The following is an 18,214-nucleotide window of genomic DNA, read 5'->3' as shown; positions in this document are numbered from 1 at the left end:
TACTTCGATCGACGGGATTATTTCTTCAATACGATCGATTTACCAGTCATCTCTGCTGGCTGGTCCGCTCCGAGGAGATCAAGGACCGTTGGTGCGAGGTCAGCGAGTGCACCTGTGAGTGGTTCAAGGAGTTCAACGTCCTCGACCGTCACGATACATGGAACGGGTTCTGTCGTATGCGCCGTCATCTTACTGCCGTCCGCATTGAGGACTTTATCCGCGTTCCCGTGGTCAGCCGTGATGACTGCCGCGCCGCCTTTGCTGAGAATCAAGTCAACGACTTTCCCAAGACACTCATCGACAGCTTCGATCGCCTTTTTCGTCGGCTCGAGCATACCCGAGTGACCGACCATATCCGGGTTTGCGAAGTTGAGGATGATCGCATCGTGTTTGTCCGAGTTGATTGCGTCGACGAGGGCATCTGTGACTTCATAGACGCTCATCTCCGGTTTCAAGTCGTATGTCGCGACTTTTGGTGAAGGGATCAAGATCCGATCTTCCCCTTCGTATGGTTCTTCACGTTGTCCGTTGAAGAAGAACGTGACGTGCGGATACTTTTCCGTTTCCGCGATGCGTAACTGTTTGAGACCTTGTTTTGACAATGTCTCACCAAGCGTGTTCTTGATGTCTTCAGGCGGGAAGACGATGTCCGTATCAATCGCATCCGAGTACTTCGTCATTGAGACGAGTAGCAGGTTCTTCGGTGCGTTGTCCGGAAGCTCGAATCCGTCGAAGCCACCTTTTTCTTTGTAGACTTTCGAAAGCTGAATCGCACGGTCAGGACGATAGTTGAAGAACACGATCGCATCGTTATCGTGGATCGGTGCGACTGGCGTACCGTCTTCCTGCACGACAACAGTTGGTTCGATGAACTCATCCGTTACGTCTTGTTTGTACGAAGCTTCAACCATGCCGATTGGATCCTTCGTCGTTGGACCTTCACCGAACGTGATGGCGTCATAGACTTTCTTGACGCGTTCCCAACGGTTATCGCGATCCATCGCATAGTAGCGACCAGAGATACTCGCGAATTGTCCAACATTCAATTCATCCATCTTCGCTTGCGCGTCACGGAGGAAACCAGCGCCCGATTGTGGGTCGCAGTCACGACCGTCCGTGAAAGCATGGAGGTAGACTTTTTCGATTTCGTGAAGTTTCGCGAATTCGAGCACGGCATACAAGTGGTTGATGTGACTGTGGATCCCACCGTCAGAGACCAAACCGAAGATATGAAGCGCTGAACCGTACTTCTTCACATGACCTGCCGCATCGTTCATCGCTTGACGCGAGAAGAACGAGCGATCCTTGACCGCGTTGTTGATTCGGGATAGCGATTGATAGACGACGCGACCTGCACCGATGTTCAGGTGACCCACTTCTGAGTTCCCCATTTGACCTTCAGGCAAACCGACGTATTCGCCTTTCGCATTCAACAACGTATGCGGGTATTGACCCCAGTAACGGTCGAAGTTCGGTTTGTTTGCCGCCGTAACGGCATTTCCGAACTCCTCGTCACGCATACCAAAACCATCAAGGATGATCAGTGCGACTGGACGTTTTTTCATTTAAATCGCCTCCAACAGTTTGAGGAACGATCCTGTCTCAAGACTTGCACCGCCGACGAGCGCGCCGTCGATGTCTGGTTGAGCCATATATTCTTTGATGTTTTCCGGTTTGACGCTACCACCGTATTGGATGCGGACAGCTTCTGCTGCTTCAGCACCGAATTCAGCTGCAACGACGTCGCGGACGAATTTACAAGAATCTTGTGCATCTTGTTCTGTCGCTGATTTACCTGTTCCGATTGCCCAGACAGGCTCGTAAGCGACGACGAGATTTTTCACTTGGTCGACAGTAAGACCTTTGAGGCTGTTTGCTGTCTGTTCGCGGATGACGTCTTCGAACTTGCCGCCTTCACGCTCTTCCAGTGTTTCACCTACACAAACGATTGGAACGAGACCGTGCTCGAACGCTTTTTTCGCTTTGCTGTTGATGAACGCGTCTGTTTCGCCGAAGTACTCACGACGCTCAGAGTGACCGAGGATGACGTATGTCACGTCGAGTTCTTTGAGCATGAGCGGGCTGATTTCACCAGTGAACGCACCGCTCTCTTTGTCGTACATGTTTTGAGCACCGATCTTAAGATCCGTACCAGCTGCTGCTTCTGTCAAGTGTGCCAAGAATACTGCTGGCGCACACACAGCTGCGTCGACTGTCGTCGAAGCAGGTACAGCTCCTTTGACTTCCTCAACGAATGCGACTGCATCCTTGAGCGTCAGATTCATCTTCCAGTTACCTGCGATAATTGGTTTACGCATTGAGAAACACTCCCTTGTGAACTTAGATTACTTGTCGTTTAGCGCTTCGACACCAGGAAGAGCTTTCCCTTCCATGAATTCGAGACTTGCTCCACCACCTGTAGAGATGTGGCTCATTTTGTCAGCAAGACCGAATTTCTCTGCCGCAGCAGCTGAGTCGCCACCGCCGATGATTGAGTACGCATCGCTGTCCGCAAGAGCTTGCGCGACACCTTTTGTACCGTTTGCGTATTTATCGAGTTCAAATACGCCCATCGGTCCGTTCCAGACGACGAGTTTCGAGTTCTTGATTGCCTCTGCATAGAGTTCAACCGTTTTTGGACCGATATCAAGTGACATGTGATCTGCTGGGATCTCTGTGATGTCACGTGGTCCGACATATGTTTCTTCTCCGAATTCCTTCGTGATGACGCAGTCGATTGGCATGAGGAACTTAACGCCTTTTTCTTCTGCTTTCTTCATGAATTCCTTCGCTTGGTCGATTTTGTCGACCTCAAGAAGTGAAGTACCGACTTCGATACCACGAGCTGTGAGGAACGTGTACGATAAGCCGCCACCGATGATCAACGTATCGACGATGTCGAGTAAGTGATCGATGACACCGATTTTGTCCGCTACTTTCGAACCACCGATGATTGCCGTGAACGGGCGATCCGGGTTAGAAAGAGCTTTACCGAGAACTTGAAGTTCTTTTTCGATGAGAAGACCGGCAACTGCTGTGTCGACTTGGTGTGCGATACCTTCTGTCGATGCGTGTGCACGGTGTGCTGCGCCGAACGCGTCGTTGACGAAGACGTCAGCGAGTTTCGCGAATCCTTTAGCGAGCTCTTCGTCGTTTTTCGTTTCACCAGGGTAGAAGCGAACGTTCTCTAAGACGACGACATCGCCGTTTTCGAGTTTGCTGACTGCTTCTTCTGCAACTGGACCGTATGCTTCTTCAACGAGCTTGATGTCTTTACCAAGCAATTCGCTGAGGCGTGCTACGACTGGTGCAAGTGAGAACTCAGGGTTCTTTTCGCCTTTTGGACGACCCATGTGGCTAGCGAGAATGACTTTTGCTCCGCCGTCGATCAAGTGTTTGATCGTTGGGAGTGCAGCACGGATCCGTGTGTCATCCGTGATTTTACCGTCTTCCAACGGTACGTTGAAATCCACGCGTGTAAATACGCGTTTTCCTTGTACATCGATGTCGCGAATCGATTTCTTATTCATACATTCGTCCTCCGTCTCTTACGTATAGTGAGGGGCGAATGCCCCTCCCGCTTTTTTCCGCAATAAGAGCGGAGACTGATATCGTTTCCGCTCTTATTCAATTGCTATTTAATTGCTCGAATTACTTAGCGATTTCTGCGAAGTGTTTGAGTGTACGAACGAGTTGGCTAGTGTAAGACATTTCGTTGTCATACCAAGCAACTGTTTTAACGAGTTGTTTGTCGCCGACTGTCATGACTTTCGTTTGTGTTGCATCGAAGAGTGATCCGTAAGAGATACCAACGATGTCAGAAGAAACGATTTCGTCTTCAGTGTAACCGTAAGACTCGTTAGCAGCTGCTTTCATTGCTGCGTTGATTTCTTCTACAGAAACTTTTTTGTCGAGTACAGTTACGAGCTCAGTGAGTGAACCTGTAGCGACTGGTACACGTTGTGCAGATCCGTCAAGTTTACCTTGAAGTTCTGGAAGAACGAGACCGATTGCTTTTGCAGCACCAGTTGAGTTTGGAACGATGTTAGCTGCTGCCGCACGTGCACGACGGAAGTCACCTTTAGGGTGTGGAGCGTCGAGTGTGTTTTGGTCACCAGTGTAAGCGTGGATCGTAGTCATGAGACCTTCAACGATTCCGAACTGATCTTGGAGAACTTTAGCCATTGGCGCGAGACAGTTTGTAGTACAAGAAGCACCAGAGATAACTGTTTCAGTTCCGTCAAGGATTTCGTGGTTCGTGTTGAAGACGACTGTTTTCATGTCGCCAGTTGCAGGTGCAGAGATAACGACTTTTTTAGCGCCAGCTTTTAAGTGAAGCTCAGCTTTTTCTTTGTCTGTGAAGAAACCAGTACATTCGAGAACGATGTCAACACCGAGCTCGCCCCATGGGAGTTCTTCTGGGTTGCGGTTAGCAAGTGTTTTGATTTCTTTACCGTTGACGAGGAAGTAACCGTCGTGTACTTCAACTTCGCCGTCGAAACGACCTTGAGTCGTATCATATTTGAGAAGGTGTGCAAGCATTTTAGTGTCTGTAAGGTCGTTGATCGCGACTACTTCGATTCCATCGAATTGAAGAATTTGACGAAGTGCCAAACGTCCGATACGTCCAAATCCGTTAATACCAACTTTTACTGCCATGATAATTTTCCTCCTTTTAATGTAAAGCGAGTTATCTATTATTCAAAAGGGGGTTACCCTTTCAAAATCGAAGCTGCTGCGCCTTCATCCGTGATCAGGATGATGTCTGGCGACTGTTTGACATAGGCGTTGATCGCTTCTGCCTTCGAATGACCACCTGCGACGACGATGACGTGTTCGACTTGCTTCAAGTCAGCCAGTTGGAGACCAACCGTCTTGACCCGGTGCACGATGTTCCCGTCTCGGTCGAAGTAATATCCGAATGCTTCCGCTACTGCCTGTTCATGTTCCAGTCGGGTCAGGAGATCCTCAGACGCGCGACGACGTTTTGCCATCGTTTTCGCCTCACCAATTCCATGTACCACGATTGAAGCACCTTTAATCATTTGAAGCACATTTTTTATGCTCGGCTCTTCAATCATCTTGACGAACGTCTCTGTACTGACCATGTCCGGGATGTGAAGCAGATGATAATCACTTTGAGCGCGTGATGCCATCCGTGAGCATACTGTGTTCGCTTGTAATTCGAGCGTTTCTCCCAGTCCTCCGCGTGCCGGAACGAACGTCATCGGACGGTGTTCCTTGTCTGGCGACATCATCGCCGCGACGGAAGCCATCGTCGTACCGCCTGTGACAGCGATCGTATTGTGATGGTCTGAAGAAAGCTCTCGTTTGAGTCGTGCGACGGTCGCCCGCCCCATGTCTCGTTGTACCCAGAAGGTCTCATCGGAATCACCCGGTACGATGACGACGTCCCGTACTCCGAGTCTCTCTTTCAAGGCTTTCGCCATGTCTGAGATCCCTGCGAGTTCTCCCATGATGCTGTGCATGCTGCGAAGAACGTTTCGTCCTTCATCCGTCAAGGACATCCCTTGCGTCGCGACCTCTAGGAGGTCTTGCTGCTTCAAGAAGTCGACTTCCCGCCGTAAGACGCGTTCCGTCAAGCCAAGGCTTGTCGCAAGCGTACGTCGTCCGATCGGTTGCATCAGTCGTACGTAATGAAGGATGTCGTAGCGTGTCTGCATTTCTTCGATCAGATCAGGCACGATTCGTTTTTGGATCTGGACTAACTGCCGAATCATGTATTTCCCTCTCCTCTCAAGTAGCTGGACGCTTTCTGTCCCGCATGTCATAACGTGTCCCACTTGGTACACCGTTATCATAACAGTCCATTTCTCGCCTTGCAAGTCTCGTTTCTCAAGTTTTTTGAAGTAAGCGGTTTCTTATCGTTTCCGTCTCGAATTTGCCATAACTCCAGATTTCCTCATCATGCATGACGACCGGAATCTCGTATAAGAACCGTAGACTGAGCGCTTCATCCTGATCAATGTTGACTTCCTCGAACGTCCATTCCGGAAACTCATCGAGTACGAAGTCGAGTAAGATGGCGGCCTCTTCACATAGCGTACATCCCGGACGTGAATAGAGTGTTAAGTGTCTGTGTCGTTTTAATCCCATTCTGATTGCGCCTTCCTTTGCTGCATCGTTTTTTTCGTTAAACCAAGCGCTGCCCGGTACTTCGCGACCGTCCGCCTTGCGACTGTCAGACCGTCTGCTTGCAGACGATCCGTCAATTGCTGATCACTTAACGGACGATCGCTATGTTGAATGTATTCGGCGATTCGCCGTTTAATCAAAAAACTCGAATCTCCGGTTGTCGTCCGTGAGACGAACAAGTCTTCTAAAGCAACGAGACCATGGACCGTCTCGACGTACTTCGCAGCAATCGCTCGACCAATCGTTGACGGATGATGCCCCGTCGCCTCAGCGACTTGTTTTTTCGTCAGTGGCTCAAGATGCAGTTCTCCTTTGAACCAGCGTTCTTGTCGCTCAAGCAAAACTGAGAGGATGGCATGCATCGTGACACGGCGTCGTTCGTACGCGCGCAAAAAAGGCGTTGCCTCTTTTAGTTCGAGCCACGTCTGATCCGTATCGAGTGTCATCCAGTCGATCTGAAGTTTCCCATCTAACAGGTGAATCCGTGCTTCTGCCATGACCGGTCGTTCTTCTTTAGGAAGATCCGGTGTCCGGCTCAGCCGCGTCAATCGTTTTCGCAACCGCGCTCGATCCTGTTCACTGAACTGAGCGAATACCTGACTCGCGGGTTCATGTCGTAGCCGATCCGTCAGTCCGATCAATTCCGTGTCGTCTAGCTCGATTGCCTGTAACCATTGGCACTCGCGCTCCGAGCGGGCAGCGATGCCGACCGGTTCACATTGTTGTAAGAGTGTCCGTGCTTCTGTAATCGTTGCGACATCGGTCGAGAAGGATGCAGCGAGCTGCTCGTCCGACGTCCGTAATAAACCGTCCGCTTCTAAATACACGATGAGTTGTTCCGCCATATATCCTATTTCCTGTCTGACTGATTCTAAACGTATTTGTGCAAGAAGCTCGTCTTCATAGGACGCCAAATGTCCTGCCATCTGTTCGACCTCTAGCGAAACCTGATTCGGGTAATGACGATGCAACCGTCGTTTCAACCGTCGCCATTCCTCCTCGAGTTCTGCCGCCGGTTGCTCAAGCACATGTAATTGATACTGTTGTGACGCCGATAACGTCATCTGTTGCGTCTGTTCCTGGCGTTGATCCATCGATTCCCCTCCCTCACTTCTTATTATAGAAGAAACGTTTTAAGAAACGTGCTCTGAGCCTCTTTTAAGTCGCTAAGGAAAAGAAAAGTCATGCTTCCCTATTGCTTTCCTGAAAAAATGTCGCTATACTATTAATTGTTCAGTACATCAGATGCACCCGTAGCTCAGGGGATAGAGCACTGGTTTCCGGTACCAGGTGTCGGGAGTTCGAATCTCTCCGGGTGTACCATTTATTCAACTACAAGGCAATGCCAGCAATGGCGTTGCCTTTTTTCTATATTGATATGTTTCATTTGCCCTTGTAATGGAAAAATACCTAAAAGTCGCATCGTATCTTTTGACCAATATTGACCAAAGGATTATGATAAGGATAAGTCGAATAGGAAGCTACATACCAACTATAAGGAGGCAAAGACTATGTTAATTCCAACAGTCATCGAACAAACAAACCGCGGGGAACGTGCTTACGATATCTACTCACGTTTGCTAAAAGACCGCATCATTCTTCTCGGGAGCGCGATTGACGACAACGTCGCCAACTCAGTCGTTGCCCAACTTCTGTTCTTAGCAGCAGAAGATCCAGATAAAGAAATCTCGCTTTACATCAACAGCCCAGGTGGTTCGATCACTGCCGGTATGGCGATTTACGATACAATGAACTTCATCAAGCCACAAGTCTCAACGATTTGTATCGGTATGGCAGCATCCATGGGTGCATTTTTGCTTCAAGCAGGTGCAAAAGGAAAACGTTTCGCGTTACCAAACGCTGAAATCATGATCCACCAACCACTCGGTGGTACACAAGGTCAAGCATCAGATATTAAAATCCATGCGGAGCGTATCATCAAAATGCGTGAGCACCTCAACAAAATCATGGCTGAAAACACAGGACAACCACTTGAAGTCATCGAACGCGATACAGAGCGTGACAACTTCATGTCAGCACAAGCTGCTGCTGATTACGGTCTCATCGACCGCGTCATGGAACGTGCATAAGTCACCCAGAGTGTCTCCTTCGGGAGGCACTTTTTTTGTATCTGTAGGAAAGCGAACTCTTCTCTATTCATCTGCATACAACAAAAAACCTCCCGTTCCTTGTAGAACGAGAGGTCGATGATCAGTCGATCAAGTCTGTGATATCTGAAACGATGTCGTGGTTTTCACGAATCAGCGAGTAGATCGCGTTCGCATGTGGCGAAAGCTCTTCTTCTGCTTGTAATTGTTTCAGGAATAAAGATGTTGCGAACGCAACGAGTGTGCTTTTCGGTACACCGATTGATTTTGCTTTTTTCGTTAATACTTCGTCAAACTTCGCGTCTACAGTGAGCGAAATACGTTTCTTTTCGTTAGCCATTTCAAAAACTCCTTAATTCGAACATTTAGTTGCATCGACTATATATTATAGTAGACTATGGTTCATCTCGCAAGCGACCCTCTTATAAGGCCCCTGTCATCGACTCTCCATTCCGTACTTTTTCAGCGATTTGATCAATCTTCCGCAACCGGTGATTGATTCCTGATTTTGAGATGGAGCCGCTTTCGACCATCTCCCCGAGCTCTTGTAACGTCACGTCTTGATGTGTCACGCGCAAGATCGCGATCTCCTTCAGCTTATCCGGTAAGACGTCAAGACCGACCGTCCGCTCAAGGAACTTGATGTTCTCGACTTGGCGTAATGCCGCACCGACCGTCTTGTTGAGGTTCGCTGTCTCACAGTTGACGAGACGGTTGACCGAGTTACGCATGTCTTTTAAGATCCGTACGTCCTCGAACCGTAGCATCGATTGTGTCGCATCGACGAGCTTGAGAAAATCGGAAATCTTTTCGCTCTCTTTGATATAAAGGATATGCCCTTTTTTTCGTTCAATCGCCTTCGCGTTTAAATCAAAGACGTTCGATAGACCGCGGAGCGCCGCATTATGTTCTTCATATAAGCTGAAGATCTCTAAGTGATACGACGACGTCGCCGGATTGTTGAGCGAACCACCGGCGAGGAACGCTCCTCGTAAATACGCGCGTGCTTTTCGTTCATCGTTTAAAATCGTGTCACTGATCGAACGAATCATCGTGAACCCTTCCCCTAAAATTCCGAGGTCTTGCAAAATCTTGTCCGCCTGTTGCTTAACACGGACGATATAGACATTATTCTTTTTCAGACGCATTTTTTTCCGCACGAGCAGATCGAGATGGACACCATATGCTTTCTTCAAAAGCGAATAGATCCGACGGGCAATCGAGGCATTCTCGGTCGAGATATCGAGTGTCAGACCCCGTCCGAGACCGAACGAGATCGCACCGTTCATCCGGGCGAGCGCCGCGAGTTCCGCCTTCATCTCGTGATCGGTGATCGGAATCTGCGTTAATTCTTTTTTGACTTCTGAGGCAAAGCTCATGTCAGCTCCTCCTTCCCTTCGAGTTGACGCATCCGACGAATCGATAGTACTTTTCGCATGACGAGGCTAGCGACCGCATCTGAGTCATGGCGAATGAAATGATGATTGTAGTCGACAATATCATCTGCCAGCACTTCGACGCCTGCGAGCTCGAATTGTTTTTCATTATAGGTGACGATGTCGGCATGATCCTTTTGATACTTTTTCAAGTAACCGGCATCAATCGACTCATTATTGACGATGATCGTATCGACGACCCCTTGACCGAGGAAACGTTCAAGCGTCGATAAATGCTCGTTGGCAGTGAACGCCGTCGTCTCGCCTGGTTGTGTCATGACGTTACAAATATAGACGACTGGAGCCAGTGATTGCTGGATTGCTTCGCGGATCTCATCAATCAAGACGTTCGGGATGATACTCGTATAGAGACTTCCTGGTCCAAGGACAATCACGTCGGCATCAAGAATCGCTTGAATCGCTTCTGGTACTGGACGAACGTCTTGTTCCTCAAGGAAGATTCGTTCAATCTTCTTACCGACCGTTGGAATCAGTGACTCTCCTTTAACGATCGTCCCGTCCTCAAATTCGGCACATAACGTAATCGTCCGTTCCGTTGCTGGATAGACTTTTCCTTCCGCGTTCAACAGTTGTCCCATGACACCGATCGCTTCGACGAACGAACCGTTACAGAGTTGTGTCGCTGCCGTCAGCATCAAGTTGCCGAGCGAATGCCCATGCAATCCTTCGCCGGTCTCAAACCGGTACTGCATGATTCGGTCCATCAAGGTTTCCGATTTCGACAAGGAGACGATGACATTGCGAATATCGCCAGGCGGCAACATATTAAACTCCGTCCGCAGACGACCAGAACTGCCGCCGTCATCCGCGACCGTGACGATCGCTGTAATGTCGAGCGGGTAATGCTTCAGTCCACGAAGAAGCGTTGAGAGTCCTGTCCCGCCACCAATGGCGACGACTTTACGTTCCCATTTCATCACTTCTCCTCCTTCGCATGCACATAATCCCGGTGATTCGTCTCGATGTGATACTGCGTCGCGAATTCCTTGCTGATGGCTTCCGCGAACGTGATCGACCGATGCTTCCCGCCCGTACAACCGAGAGCGATCACGAGTTGCGACTTCCCTTCCCGCTCGTATTGCGGAATCAAGAACTCGAGTAGATCAACGAGTTTTTTATAGAACAACTTCGCTTCCGGCCACTGCATGACGTAGGACGCGACTTCCTCATCGAGTCCTGTCTTTGGACGCAGTTCAGGAATATAAAATGGATTCGGTAAGAACCGGAGGTCAAAGACGAGATCGGCATCAAGCGGTAAGCCATGTTTGAAGCCAAACGACATGACGTTGACCGTAAACGGAATCCGTTCCCCTGTCGTAAATTCCTTCAGGAGGCGTTCTTTTAAGGCAAGCGGTTTGATATCACTCGTATCGATCAACATCTGCGCCTTATCACGGAATCCTTCAAGCAACGTCCGCTCACGTTCAATTCCGATCAGTGGTGAGTCAGTCGGTGCAAGCGGATGGGAACGACGCGATTCTTTGTAACGGCGTACGAGAACATCGTTACGCGCATCGAGATAGAGCATCCGCGTTTGTAAGTTCGTCTTTTTCAAATCCTCATAAACGACAAAAAAACTATCAATGAAATCACGTGCACGTGTATCGATGGCAACGGCGATTTTAGGACGCACTTGTCCGATGACTTCGATGAGTTGTGGCAATAACGTCGGTGGTAGATTGTCAACGCAGAAATAGCCTAAATCCTCAAAGCTGTTCATTGCGACTGTCTTACCAGCCCCACTCATACCCGTAATGATCACAAGTTGCGGTTGATTCTGTTCCATCTTTTCGCCCTCCAGACAACAGTTCCGTGTGTATTTTTCGCTTCTTTCTCAGTATATCATAAAAAAAGAGCCAGCCTCACTGAAGGTACCTTCAATGAAACTGGTTCGTTATTACGCGTGTGAGGATTCTTGTAATTCTTCAAGTAACGCTTCGATGAAGTGTTGCGCGTTTTGCGCGGCAATCGAACCATCGTTTGTCGCTGTAACGACTTGACGCAATGTTTTTTCACGAACGTCACCAGCAGCAAAGATTCCTTTGATGTTCGTTTCCATCGCTTCGTTTGTCACGACGTAGCCTTGGTCGTTCAAGATACCAAGATCTTGGACGTAGCCTGTAATCGGGTTCATCCCGATGTAGATGAAGACACCATCGATCGGATGCGTCGTCACATCAGCTGTTTTTGTATTGATCAACTCGATACCGCCGACTTTCCCGTCTTGTTCGTTAATCTGTTTAACCGTATGGTTCCAGATGAAGTCGATTTTCGGGTTGTCAAACGCACGTTTTTGAAGAATCTTTTGAGCGCGGAGCTCGTCACGACGGTGTACGATCGTGACTTTTTTCGCGAAGCGTGTCAAGTAGACGCCTTCTTCAACAGCAGAGTCGCCTCCACCGATGACGAAGAGTTCTTTTTCTTTAAAGAACGCGCCATCACAGACAGCACAGTACGAGACACCGCGACCGCCGAGCTCTTCTTCACCCGGTACGCCGATTTTCTTATATTGTGCACCAGACGCGATGATGATCGCCCGTGCGTAGTAATCTTTGTTGTGTGCGTGAATCGTTTTGTATGCTTTACCGTCTTCGATGCTTCGAACGTCTCCGTACGCATATTCTGCGCCGAATGCTTTCGAGTGGTCGAACATTTTTTGCGAGAGATCGGGTCCGAGGATGCTATCGTATCCTGGGTAGTTCTCGATATCTTCTGTGTTCGCCATTTGACCGCCCGGAATCCCGCGTTCGATCATTAATGTCGAAAGGTTCGCACGTGATGCATAAAGTGCGGCTGTCATCCCAGCAGGACCTGCCCCGATGATGATGACGTCATAAATTTTTTGTTCTGTTTCCGCCATGATTCCACCCCATTTATCGTAATCGTTGTAGTTTGAGTATAGGTGAGAATCGCCTAAACGTCTAACACTTTGCTTGCAGCGGTGCCAACATCCGTTCATGTGTCCGGATCATCGATGCGACATGATCGAACGAACAATCGACGAGCGATGCACATTCTTCGATCAACATCCCGTCCCGTAAATCATGGAACAGATAAAGCAGTGATGCAGCGGATGCTTCGATCGAATCGAATGACTCACCGCTTAAGACGAGTTGTGCGAAGCGCTCGTAAAAATCACCTTCAAGACTCATTCGTTCTTCGTCTGAAACGAATCGTTCCGCAAGACGGATCGTCTGCAATGCCCGGTGAATGCGTTCATCCACGACATCAGTCCGACCTTCCATCTCGATGACAATCTGTTCTGTCAATAAGAGAACGTCTTCCCGGTCTGTCACTTCTGGCATCATCGATAACGCCAGTCGTGCCTCGGCATCGTTCAGTTTGCCAAGGAGCAGTGCCGTGAAGATGCGCGAGACATCATCTTCTGTCTTCAGCGCTTGGATGAGTGCCGAGCGAAACTGCAGGTTGTGCCGAATGTCATACGTATCCGTCTCTTCCTTTAACGCTTGTGCTTCGTCCGACTTCAAGAAAGCGGCTGCTTCTTCGACGTGTCCTGTTTTATAGGCAGAGATTGATAACCAGTGACCAAAGAGTGGATCTCCCCGGTAACCGCGACGCTCGAGCAACTTCAACTCTTCATAGGCGATATCGTATCGTCCGATGATCGCAAGCGTTGATGCGACCTTATAACGTGTCTCAAGGTGCACGGAACGGACGTGTTCGAGTTGACGAGAGAGTCGGTGTGCCTCTTCGTCCTGACCCATCTCGTGTAACAAGACGAGCGTGTTACAAAGGGCATGCAAATTCCCCGGATTCCCTTCAAGGACCCGTTCAAGGGAAGCGAATGCCTGATCGTTCTCTCCTAAATAGAACTCGACGATCGCGAGGTTGTTGTAGGCAGGCCAGAACGTCGGGTACTGGGCAATCAGTCTCGTCAACGTCTCCTGTGCCGCGAACAGCATCCCTTTATCGATCTGGCGTTGTGCCTGACCGTGCAAACGAATCAATTCGTCCTCTTCGTCGTCTTCCATCTCTTGTTCGAGATCAATCAGTTCCACGAGTGCGGCCGATGCCTCCGCGTGTTTGCCGTTTGGTGCTTGCTCTAAATATTCCATCGCATGTTGTCGCGCTTCTTCGTAAAGTGAGACGTGTGCGTAGTTATTCGCTAAATAAAAGAGTGCTTCCGTATTTGATGCGTCGAGTGCGCGTACTTGTTTCAAGACATCATTCGCATGATTGATTTCTCCTGTCTCGAATAAGACACGGGCATAACGGAGCAAATAACGGATGTCCGCTGGCTGAAGTGTCGTCGCCTCATCTAAATGATAGACGGCTTCGTCCAGTCGCCCTTCCCGGTGCGCCTTCCGTCCGCGGAAATAAAAAAGTTCCGCTTGGCGCGCTGTTATCGCAAAGGGGTCTGCTTTGTATTTGGTTAATTCCATCATGATTCAAGCCCCCATAAATAGTAAACTGGTTTCGTAGTTGCAGACACAAGAATACCCTATCTCTAGGAGGCATGCAACAGAAAAAAACGCCGGAGTTCATCCCCAGCGTTTCGCATAAATCGATTCCAGTTCTTTGTAATTCTCTAAGCATTTTCGTACAAAAGCATCCGTCTCTGGATTCAATCCCTCAAGACGTGCCACGTCCTTGTCATATGCCTGCCGTAAGCTCGTCGCATAATCGGGAATCTCTCCGTCATATGCATAAACGACTGCGGGCGAAACCGTGATCTTTTCGTGCTTATGCAAGGCGGTCCGGATATGGAAGAGGGGGACATCGACTTGGTTCGGTTGGTGAAGATCCCCTTGAACGGGATGTTTCTCAACAGCCAATACCTCAACGACGAGACCTTGTGGACGTTCGGCGAATAATCTTCCGAAATACTTTCCTGTCTTATACGTAAAGCGGATGTGCGTCATCTTTTTTCCTTCTTCCTTCTCACAGTTTTGTCACATTTCGTGCCGGCGAAGCGGCTGACTTGAGACACGCTCATTCGGCGCAATATCCCGGTGAACGACCGATCCGGCACCGACGACAGCACCATCTCCGATCGTTACGCCCGGTAGGATCGTCACGTTCGCACCGATCAAAACATTACTTCCGATGACAACGTCACCTAAACGATACTCCGTCGTCAAATATTCATGACAGAGAATCGTCGTATTGAAGCCGATGATCGTATTGTCACCAATCGTGATCCGCTCCGGGAACATCGTGTCTGGCATCACCATCAAGGCAAGTGCCGTCTTCTCCCCGATCTTCATCCGAAGACATGTCCGGTAGAGTGCGTTCTTAAAACGTAGCGACGGAGCGAACCGCCCGATCGCGATGATCGTAAAGCACCACATCACTTTAAAGAACGACACCGTACGGTACATGTGCCAGAGTGGATTCGTCGTGCCGACCTGAAACCTATCAGTTCGCCGTGCCATTTTGTTCCTCCAGCCAAGCCGCAAGATGATCCATCGAATCAATGATGACGTCCGGCTCGAGGGCTTCTAAGTACGCGCGACCTTTGATCGCCCAACCGACCGCGACCGTCTTCAGTCCCGCGTTTTTGCCACCAAGAATATCCGTATCATTGTCACCGACCATGATCGTTTCGTCTGCTGTTGATCCAAGCAACTGCATCGCTTTTTCGAACGGCTCGACGGCTGGTTTTTCTTCCGTTACGTCGTCGGCTGCGATGACCGCGTCAAAGAGTGACGTCAATCCGAACAACTCGATACCGCGGAGGGCGACACGACGACTCTTCGACGTCACGACCGCCATCTTGTAGCCTGCTTCATGCAGACGACGTAATCCGTCAAGCACACCTGGATACTCGAGCACGAGCGCGTCATGCATCGCGATGTTGTAGCTACGGTAAAAAGCGACCATCTCTTTCCACTGTTCCGCATTCATCGCTGAAAATGATTTTTCTAGCGTCGGACCGATGAACGGAAGCAGTTCCGCTTCCGTGAACGTCCGATCCGGATAATAGTAACTGAGCGTATGCTCGAAGCTTTTTAAGATCAACGGATTCGTGTCGATCAACGTTCCATCTAAATCAAATAGTAGCGTGCGAATCATCGATTACTTCGCCTCCTTTTTCGAACCGTCCAAGTAACGAACGGCGTTGCGGCGAACGACCATCATGATCACACCGAAGATGATCAAACAGATTGAGACGATTTGCGCCGTCCGGAGTCCATCTCCCATCAATAGACTGTCCGTCCGGAGTCCTTCGATATAGTAGCGTCCGATCGAGTACCACACGAGGTAACCGAGGAAGACATACCCACGGCGTGGATTGAACTTCATCCGCCAGACGATCAACAGAATGACACCGATGATGTTCCAGATGCTTTCATAGAGGAACGTCGGTAAATAGTATGTTCCATCAATGTACATCTGATTAACGATCCAGTTCGGTAAGTGCAGCGTATCTTGTAAGTACGACCATGTCGTCTCGCCACCGTGTGCTTCTTGGTTGAAGAAGTTACCCCAACGTCCGACGGCTTGTCCGAACAAGAGCGACGGTGCCAAGATATCGGCGATTTGCCAGAACGAGATCTTTTTCTTACGCGTATAGATGATGACCGTCAAAATCGCCCCGATGATCGCACCGTGAATCGCGATTCCACCTTGGCGGATGTTGATGATTTGGTCAAGATGTTGACTATAGTAGTTCCACTCGAACGCGACGTAGTAAATCCGGGCACAGATGATACTGATCGGAATCGACCAGATGACGACATCGACCGCGTACTCTTCGTTGAAGCCGATCCGCTTCGACTCGAAGATCGCAATCAGGAGACCAACGACCGCACCGAGTGCGATGACGATGCCGTACCAGTAAATCGGTACAGGACCGAGTTCAATCGCCACGCGGTCAAACGTCGGTTGTACAGAGGCTAAAGTTCCCATCAAAGACCACCATTCCCATCTTCAATTGCTTGCGCGAGACGTCCCGCGAATTCTTCTGCTGTGTTGATGCCCATGTTCTTCAGACGATAGTTCATCGCTGCGACTTCGATGATGACAGCAAGGTTTCGTCCGGGACGAACAGGAATCGTCAGGAACGGAATTTCCGTATCGATGATTTGGAGTGTCTCTTGATCCAGACCGACGCGGTCATAGACTTTCGATTGATCCCAAATCTCGAGGTTACAGACGAGGCTGATCTTCTTATGCGAGCGAACCGCACCTGCACCGAACAACGTCATCACATCGATGATCCCGATTCCACGAATCTCAAGCAGATGTTGAATCAACTTCGGTGCTGTCCCAACGAGAATCCCGTCACCAGTTTGACGAATCTCAACTGAGTCATCTGCCACTAGGCGGTGACCTCGCTTAACGAGTTCGAGTGCCGTTTCCGATTTACCGACACCACTTGCCCCTTTGATGAAGACACCGACACCATAGATATCGACGAGGACACCATGCATCGCTGTCGTTGGCGCAAGTTCCGCTTCGAGGAAGTTCGTGATCTGTGACTCGACCGATGTCGTATGCCCTTTTGTCGTCAACAGTGGCACGTTCGTCTCGTCTGCGGCTTGGATGATCGCTTCCGGTACTTCAAATCCACGTGTGATCAAGATACCAGGTGTTTCATCCGTACAGAGGACATTCGCTCGTTCGCGTTGTTCCTCGTACGTTAAATTATTGAAGAACGTCAATTCTGTTTTTCCGAGAATCTGGAGACGTTCTGCCGGGTAATAGGCATAATAACCGGCAAGCACAAGGCCAGGTCGGCACAAATCAGCCGTCAGAATCGGACGATGTAAGCCCTCTTCTCCCGTGACGATGTGGAGATTGAATTGTTTTACGATTTCAGCTGTTCGCACTTTTGGTTGCACGCTTCGTCAGCCCCTTTCACTTGAAGTATTGTACCATATTTTTATTCGATTCATGGAATTGGATTAGAAGCATGATTTCTTGGGAATGGAATAAAGAGTTAATATTTTGAAGGAGGTTTTGCCGTGATGTCAGGCGGTGGTATCGGATTGATTTTAGTCATTATCTTATTTGCGGTTCTAGCGATTGCTGGTTTCGTCTATCTCATTATCTCACTGATTGATATGTGGAAAGCGTATTCGCGTAACCAAGATCAAACTGCCCTCTTATTCTTCATCATCTCGATCATCGGAATCTTCATCAGTGGTTCATTCATTTCCTACGTCCTCGCGATCATCTTCTATTGGAATCGCGCACGCGGAAAGAGTTGGCTCGGAATCGGTCTGATTCTCGTTTCGATCGTTCTTGCAATCATCGGTGTCATTGCCTTACTCTCGTTCGGTTACGATATGAACAATATCGAGAACATGAACTTCGACGAGCCGATGATGGATCAGGATTACGATTATTGATGTAGGCTACACCCATCCTTTTCAGTGAGGATGGGTGTTTTTGTCTATGCAGCTGACGAAGCCCCGCTCGCGTGACTCCTACAGGAAAAAGCGCGGACATCCGCGCTGTCAGAGACAAACGAGACCCGGCTACTCGTTCCTAGAACGACGTAGCCGCGGCTTGTGTCTCGCCTGA

19 protein-coding genes, 1 tRNA gene and 1 pseudogene are annotated in these 18,214 nt (G+C 49.3%); 3 read left to right on the top strand and 18 right to left on the bottom strand.

The window, feature by feature from the left end; genetic code table 11:
• Nucleotides 1–17 precede the first annotated feature (17 nt).
• From gpmI to B4C70_RS09910, 7 genes are all read right to left on the bottom strand, one after another.
• Entirely contained in the window at nucleotides 18–1,565 is a 1,548-nt protein-coding gene (gene gpmI, locus B4C70_RS09940; protein WP_075642809.1) for a 2,3-bisphosphoglycerate-independent phosphoglycerate mutase, read from the bottom strand.
• Nucleotides 1,566–2,318 (bottom strand): triose-phosphate isomerase, encoded by a 753-nt coding sequence (gene tpiA, locus B4C70_RS09935; RefSeq protein ID WP_023469215.1) that lies wholly within the window; start codon nucleotides 2,316–2,318, stop codon nucleotides 1,566–1,568. It lies immediately after the preceding gene.
• A gap of 27 nt (nucleotides 2,319–2,345) precedes the next feature.
• Nucleotides 2,346–3,530, bottom strand: a complete 1,185-nt coding sequence (locus tag B4C70_RS09930; RefSeq protein WP_290778951.1) for a phosphoglycerate kinase — start codon at nucleotides 3,528–3,530, stop codon at nucleotides 2,346–2,348.
• A gap of 121 nt (nucleotides 3,531–3,651) precedes the next feature.
• Complete coding sequence (gene gap, locus B4C70_RS09925; protein ID WP_035409970.1) at nucleotides 3,652–4,659, bottom strand: type I glyceraldehyde-3-phosphate dehydrogenase; 1,008 nt, start codon at nucleotides 4,657–4,659, stop codon at nucleotides 3,652–3,654.
• Between the two features lie 53 nt (nucleotides 4,660–4,712).
• On the bottom strand, nucleotides 4,713–5,741 hold the full coding sequence (locus B4C70_RS09920; RefSeq protein ID WP_023469218.1) for a sugar-binding transcriptional regulator: 1,029 nt from the start codon (nucleotides 5,739–5,741) through the stop codon (nucleotides 4,713–4,715).
• A 115-nt stretch (nucleotides 5,742–5,856) separates the two neighbouring features.
• Entirely contained in the window at nucleotides 5,857–6,117 is a 261-nt protein-coding gene (locus B4C70_RS09915; protein WP_023469219.1) for a glutaredoxin family protein, read from the bottom strand.
• Nucleotides 6,108–7,250, bottom strand: a complete 1,143-nt coding sequence (locus B4C70_RS09910; RefSeq protein ID WP_290778948.1) for an RNA polymerase subunit sigma-54 — start codon at nucleotides 7,248–7,250, stop codon at nucleotides 6,108–6,110. Before B4C70_RS09910 ends, B4C70_RS09915 begins: the two co-directional genes overlap by 10 nt.
• A 153-nt stretch (nucleotides 7,251–7,403) precedes the next feature.
• On the opposite strand from B4C70_RS09910, the gene B4C70_RS09905 reads away from it, so the two are divergent.
• Together B4C70_RS09905 and clpP are read left to right on the top strand one after the other, a co-directional pair.
• Nucleotides 7,404–7,479, top strand: a tRNA-Arg gene (locus B4C70_RS09905).
• Between the two features lie 182 nt (nucleotides 7,480–7,661).
• A pseudogene (clpP, locus tag B4C70_RS09900) lies at nucleotides 7,662–8,246 on the top strand (ATP-dependent Clp endopeptidase proteolytic subunit ClpP); the annotation flags it as partial.
• Between the two features lie 121 nt (nucleotides 8,247–8,367).
• On the opposite strand, the gene B4C70_RS09895 reads toward clpP, so the two are convergent.
• The 11 genes from B4C70_RS09895 to hprK form a co-directional block, all read right to left on the bottom strand.
• On the bottom strand, nucleotides 8,368–8,604 hold the full coding sequence (locus B4C70_RS09895; protein ID WP_023469221.1) for a hypothetical protein: 237 nt from the start codon (nucleotides 8,602–8,604) through the stop codon (nucleotides 8,368–8,370).
• An 82-nt stretch (nucleotides 8,605–8,686) separates the two neighbouring features.
• Nucleotides 8,687–9,643 (bottom strand): DNA-binding protein WhiA, encoded by a 957-nt coding sequence (gene whiA, locus B4C70_RS09890; RefSeq protein ID WP_023469222.1) that lies wholly within the window; start codon nucleotides 9,641–9,643, stop codon nucleotides 8,687–8,689.
• Nucleotides 9,640–10,638, bottom strand: coding sequence for a gluconeogenesis factor YvcK family protein (locus B4C70_RS09885; protein ID WP_023469223.1), 999 nt, complete (start codon nucleotides 10,636–10,638; stop codon nucleotides 9,640–9,642). Before B4C70_RS09885 ends, whiA begins: the two co-directional genes overlap by 4 nt.
• A complete protein-coding gene (gene rapZ, locus B4C70_RS09880) occupies nucleotides 10,638–11,507 on the bottom strand; it encodes an RNase adapter RapZ (protein ID WP_055968920.1) in 870 nt (289 codons plus the stop codon). Before rapZ ends, B4C70_RS09885 begins: the two co-directional genes overlap by 1 nt.
• Before the next feature lie 111 nt (nucleotides 11,508–11,618).
• Nucleotides 11,619–12,581: a thioredoxin-disulfide reductase gene (gene trxB / locus B4C70_RS09875; RefSeq protein ID WP_023469225.1), complete on the bottom strand. Its 963-nt coding sequence runs from the start codon at nucleotides 12,579–12,581 to the stop codon at nucleotides 11,619–11,621.
• 61 nt (nucleotides 12,582–12,642) lie between these two features.
• Complete coding sequence (locus B4C70_RS09870) at nucleotides 12,643–14,127, bottom strand: tetratricopeptide repeat protein (protein WP_290778940.1); 1,485 nt, start codon at nucleotides 14,125–14,127, stop codon at nucleotides 12,643–12,645.
• A 96-nt stretch (nucleotides 14,128–14,223) separates the two neighbouring features.
• Nucleotides 14,224–14,604, bottom strand: coding sequence for a sporulation phosphorelay system protein KapB (gene kapB / locus B4C70_RS09865; RefSeq protein WP_023469227.1), 381 nt, complete (start codon nucleotides 14,602–14,604; stop codon nucleotides 14,224–14,226).
• Nucleotides 14,605–14,634: 30 nt separating this feature from the next.
• Entirely contained in the window at nucleotides 14,635–15,117 is a 483-nt protein-coding gene (locus B4C70_RS09860; RefSeq protein WP_290778937.1) for an acyltransferase, read from the bottom strand.
• On the bottom strand, nucleotides 15,101–15,757 hold the full coding sequence (ppaX, locus tag B4C70_RS09855; protein WP_058264666.1) for a pyrophosphatase PpaX: 657 nt from the start codon (nucleotides 15,755–15,757) through the stop codon (nucleotides 15,101–15,103). The genes B4C70_RS09860 and ppaX overlap by 17 nt, the downstream gene beginning before the upstream one ends.
• Before the next feature lie 3 nt (nucleotides 15,758–15,760).
• On the bottom strand, nucleotides 15,761–16,594 hold the full coding sequence (gene lgt, locus B4C70_RS09850) for a prolipoprotein diacylglyceryl transferase (protein ID WP_214807646.1): 834 nt from the start codon (nucleotides 16,592–16,594) through the stop codon (nucleotides 15,761–15,763).
• A complete protein-coding gene (hprK, locus tag B4C70_RS09845; RefSeq protein ID WP_035396292.1) occupies nucleotides 16,594–17,529 on the bottom strand; it encodes an HPr(Ser) kinase/phosphatase in 936 nt (311 codons plus the stop codon). Before hprK ends, lgt begins: the two co-directional genes overlap by 1 nt.
• 126 nt (nucleotides 17,530–17,655) lie before the next feature.
• On the opposite strand from hprK, the gene B4C70_RS09840 reads away from it, so the two are divergent.
• The gene (locus B4C70_RS09840) at nucleotides 17,656–18,039 is read left to right on the top strand and encodes a hypothetical protein (protein WP_023469232.1); all 384 of its coding nucleotides are present in this window, start codon (nucleotides 17,656–17,658) and stop codon (nucleotides 18,037–18,039) included.
• Nucleotides 18,040–18,214: the final 175 nt, after the last annotated feature.

This window comes from Exiguobacterium sp. UBA5002 (assembly GCF_002396765.1).
Taxonomy (GTDB): domain Bacteria; phylum Bacillota; class Bacilli; order Exiguobacteriales; family Exiguobacteriaceae; genus Exiguobacterium_A.
This window is presented reverse-complemented; position numbering and strand designations above follow the sequence as displayed.

Bases quoted from the DNA above. Each gene is read 5' to 3' on its own strand.
- gpmI (WP_075642809.1), bottom strand. From the start codon at position 1,565: ATGAAAAAACGTCCAGTCGCACTGATCATCCTTGATGGTTTTGGTATG.
- tpiA (WP_023469215.1), bottom strand. From the start codon at position 2,318: ATGCGTAAACCAATTATCGCAGGTAACTGGAAGATGAATCTGACGCTC.
- B4C70_RS09930 (WP_290778951.1), bottom strand. From the start codon at position 3,530: ATGAATAAGAAATCGATTCGCGACATCGATGTACAAGGAAAACGCGTA.
- gap (WP_035409970.1), bottom strand. From the start codon at position 4,659: ATGGCAGTAAAAGTTGGTATTAACGGATTTGGACGTATCGGACGTTTG.
- B4C70_RS09920 (WP_023469218.1), bottom strand. From the start codon at position 5,741: ATGATTCGGCAGTTAGTCCAGATCCAAAAACGAATCGTGCCTGATCTG.
- B4C70_RS09915 (WP_023469219.1), bottom strand. From the start codon at position 6,117: ATGGGATTAAAACGACACAGACACTTAACACTCTATTCACGTCCGGGA.
- B4C70_RS09910 (WP_290778948.1), bottom strand. From the start codon at position 7,250: ATGGATCAACGCCAGGAACAGACGCAACAGATGACGTTATCGGCGTCA.
- B4C70_RS09895 (WP_023469221.1), bottom strand. From the start codon at position 8,604: ATGGCTAACGAAAAGAAACGTATTTCGCTCACTGTAGACGCGAAGTTT.
- whiA (WP_023469222.1), bottom strand. From the start codon at position 9,643: ATGAGCTTTGCCTCAGAAGTCAAAAAAGAATTAACGCAGATTCCGATC.
- B4C70_RS09885 (WP_023469223.1), bottom strand. From the start codon at position 10,638: ATGAAATGGGAACGTAAAGTCGTCGCCATTGGTGGCGGGACAGGACTC.
- rapZ (WP_055968920.1), bottom strand. From the start codon at position 11,507: ATGGAACAGAATCAACCGCAACTTGTGATCATTACGGGTATGAGTGGG.
- trxB (WP_023469225.1), bottom strand. From the start codon at position 12,581: ATGGCGGAAACAGAACAAAAAATTTATGACGTCATCATCATCGGGGCA.
- B4C70_RS09870 (WP_290778940.1), bottom strand. From the start codon at position 14,127: ATGATGGAATTAACCAAATACAAAGCAGACCCCTTTGCGATAACAGCG.
- kapB (WP_023469227.1), bottom strand. From the start codon at position 14,604: ATGACGCACATCCGCTTTACGTATAAGACAGGAAAGTATTTCGGAAGA.
- B4C70_RS09860 (WP_290778937.1), bottom strand. From the start codon at position 15,117: ATGGCACGGCGAACTGATAGGTTTCAGGTCGGCACGACGAATCCACTC.
- ppaX (WP_058264666.1), bottom strand. From the start codon at position 15,757: ATGATTCGCACGCTACTATTTGATTTAGATGGAACGTTGATCGACACG.
- lgt (WP_214807646.1), bottom strand. From the start codon at position 16,594: ATGGGAACTTTAGCCTCTGTACAACCGACGTTTGACCGCGTGGCGATT.
- B4C70_RS09840 (WP_023469232.1), top strand. From the start codon at position 17,656: ATGTCAGGCGGTGGTATCGGATTGATTTTAGTCATTATCTTATTTGCG.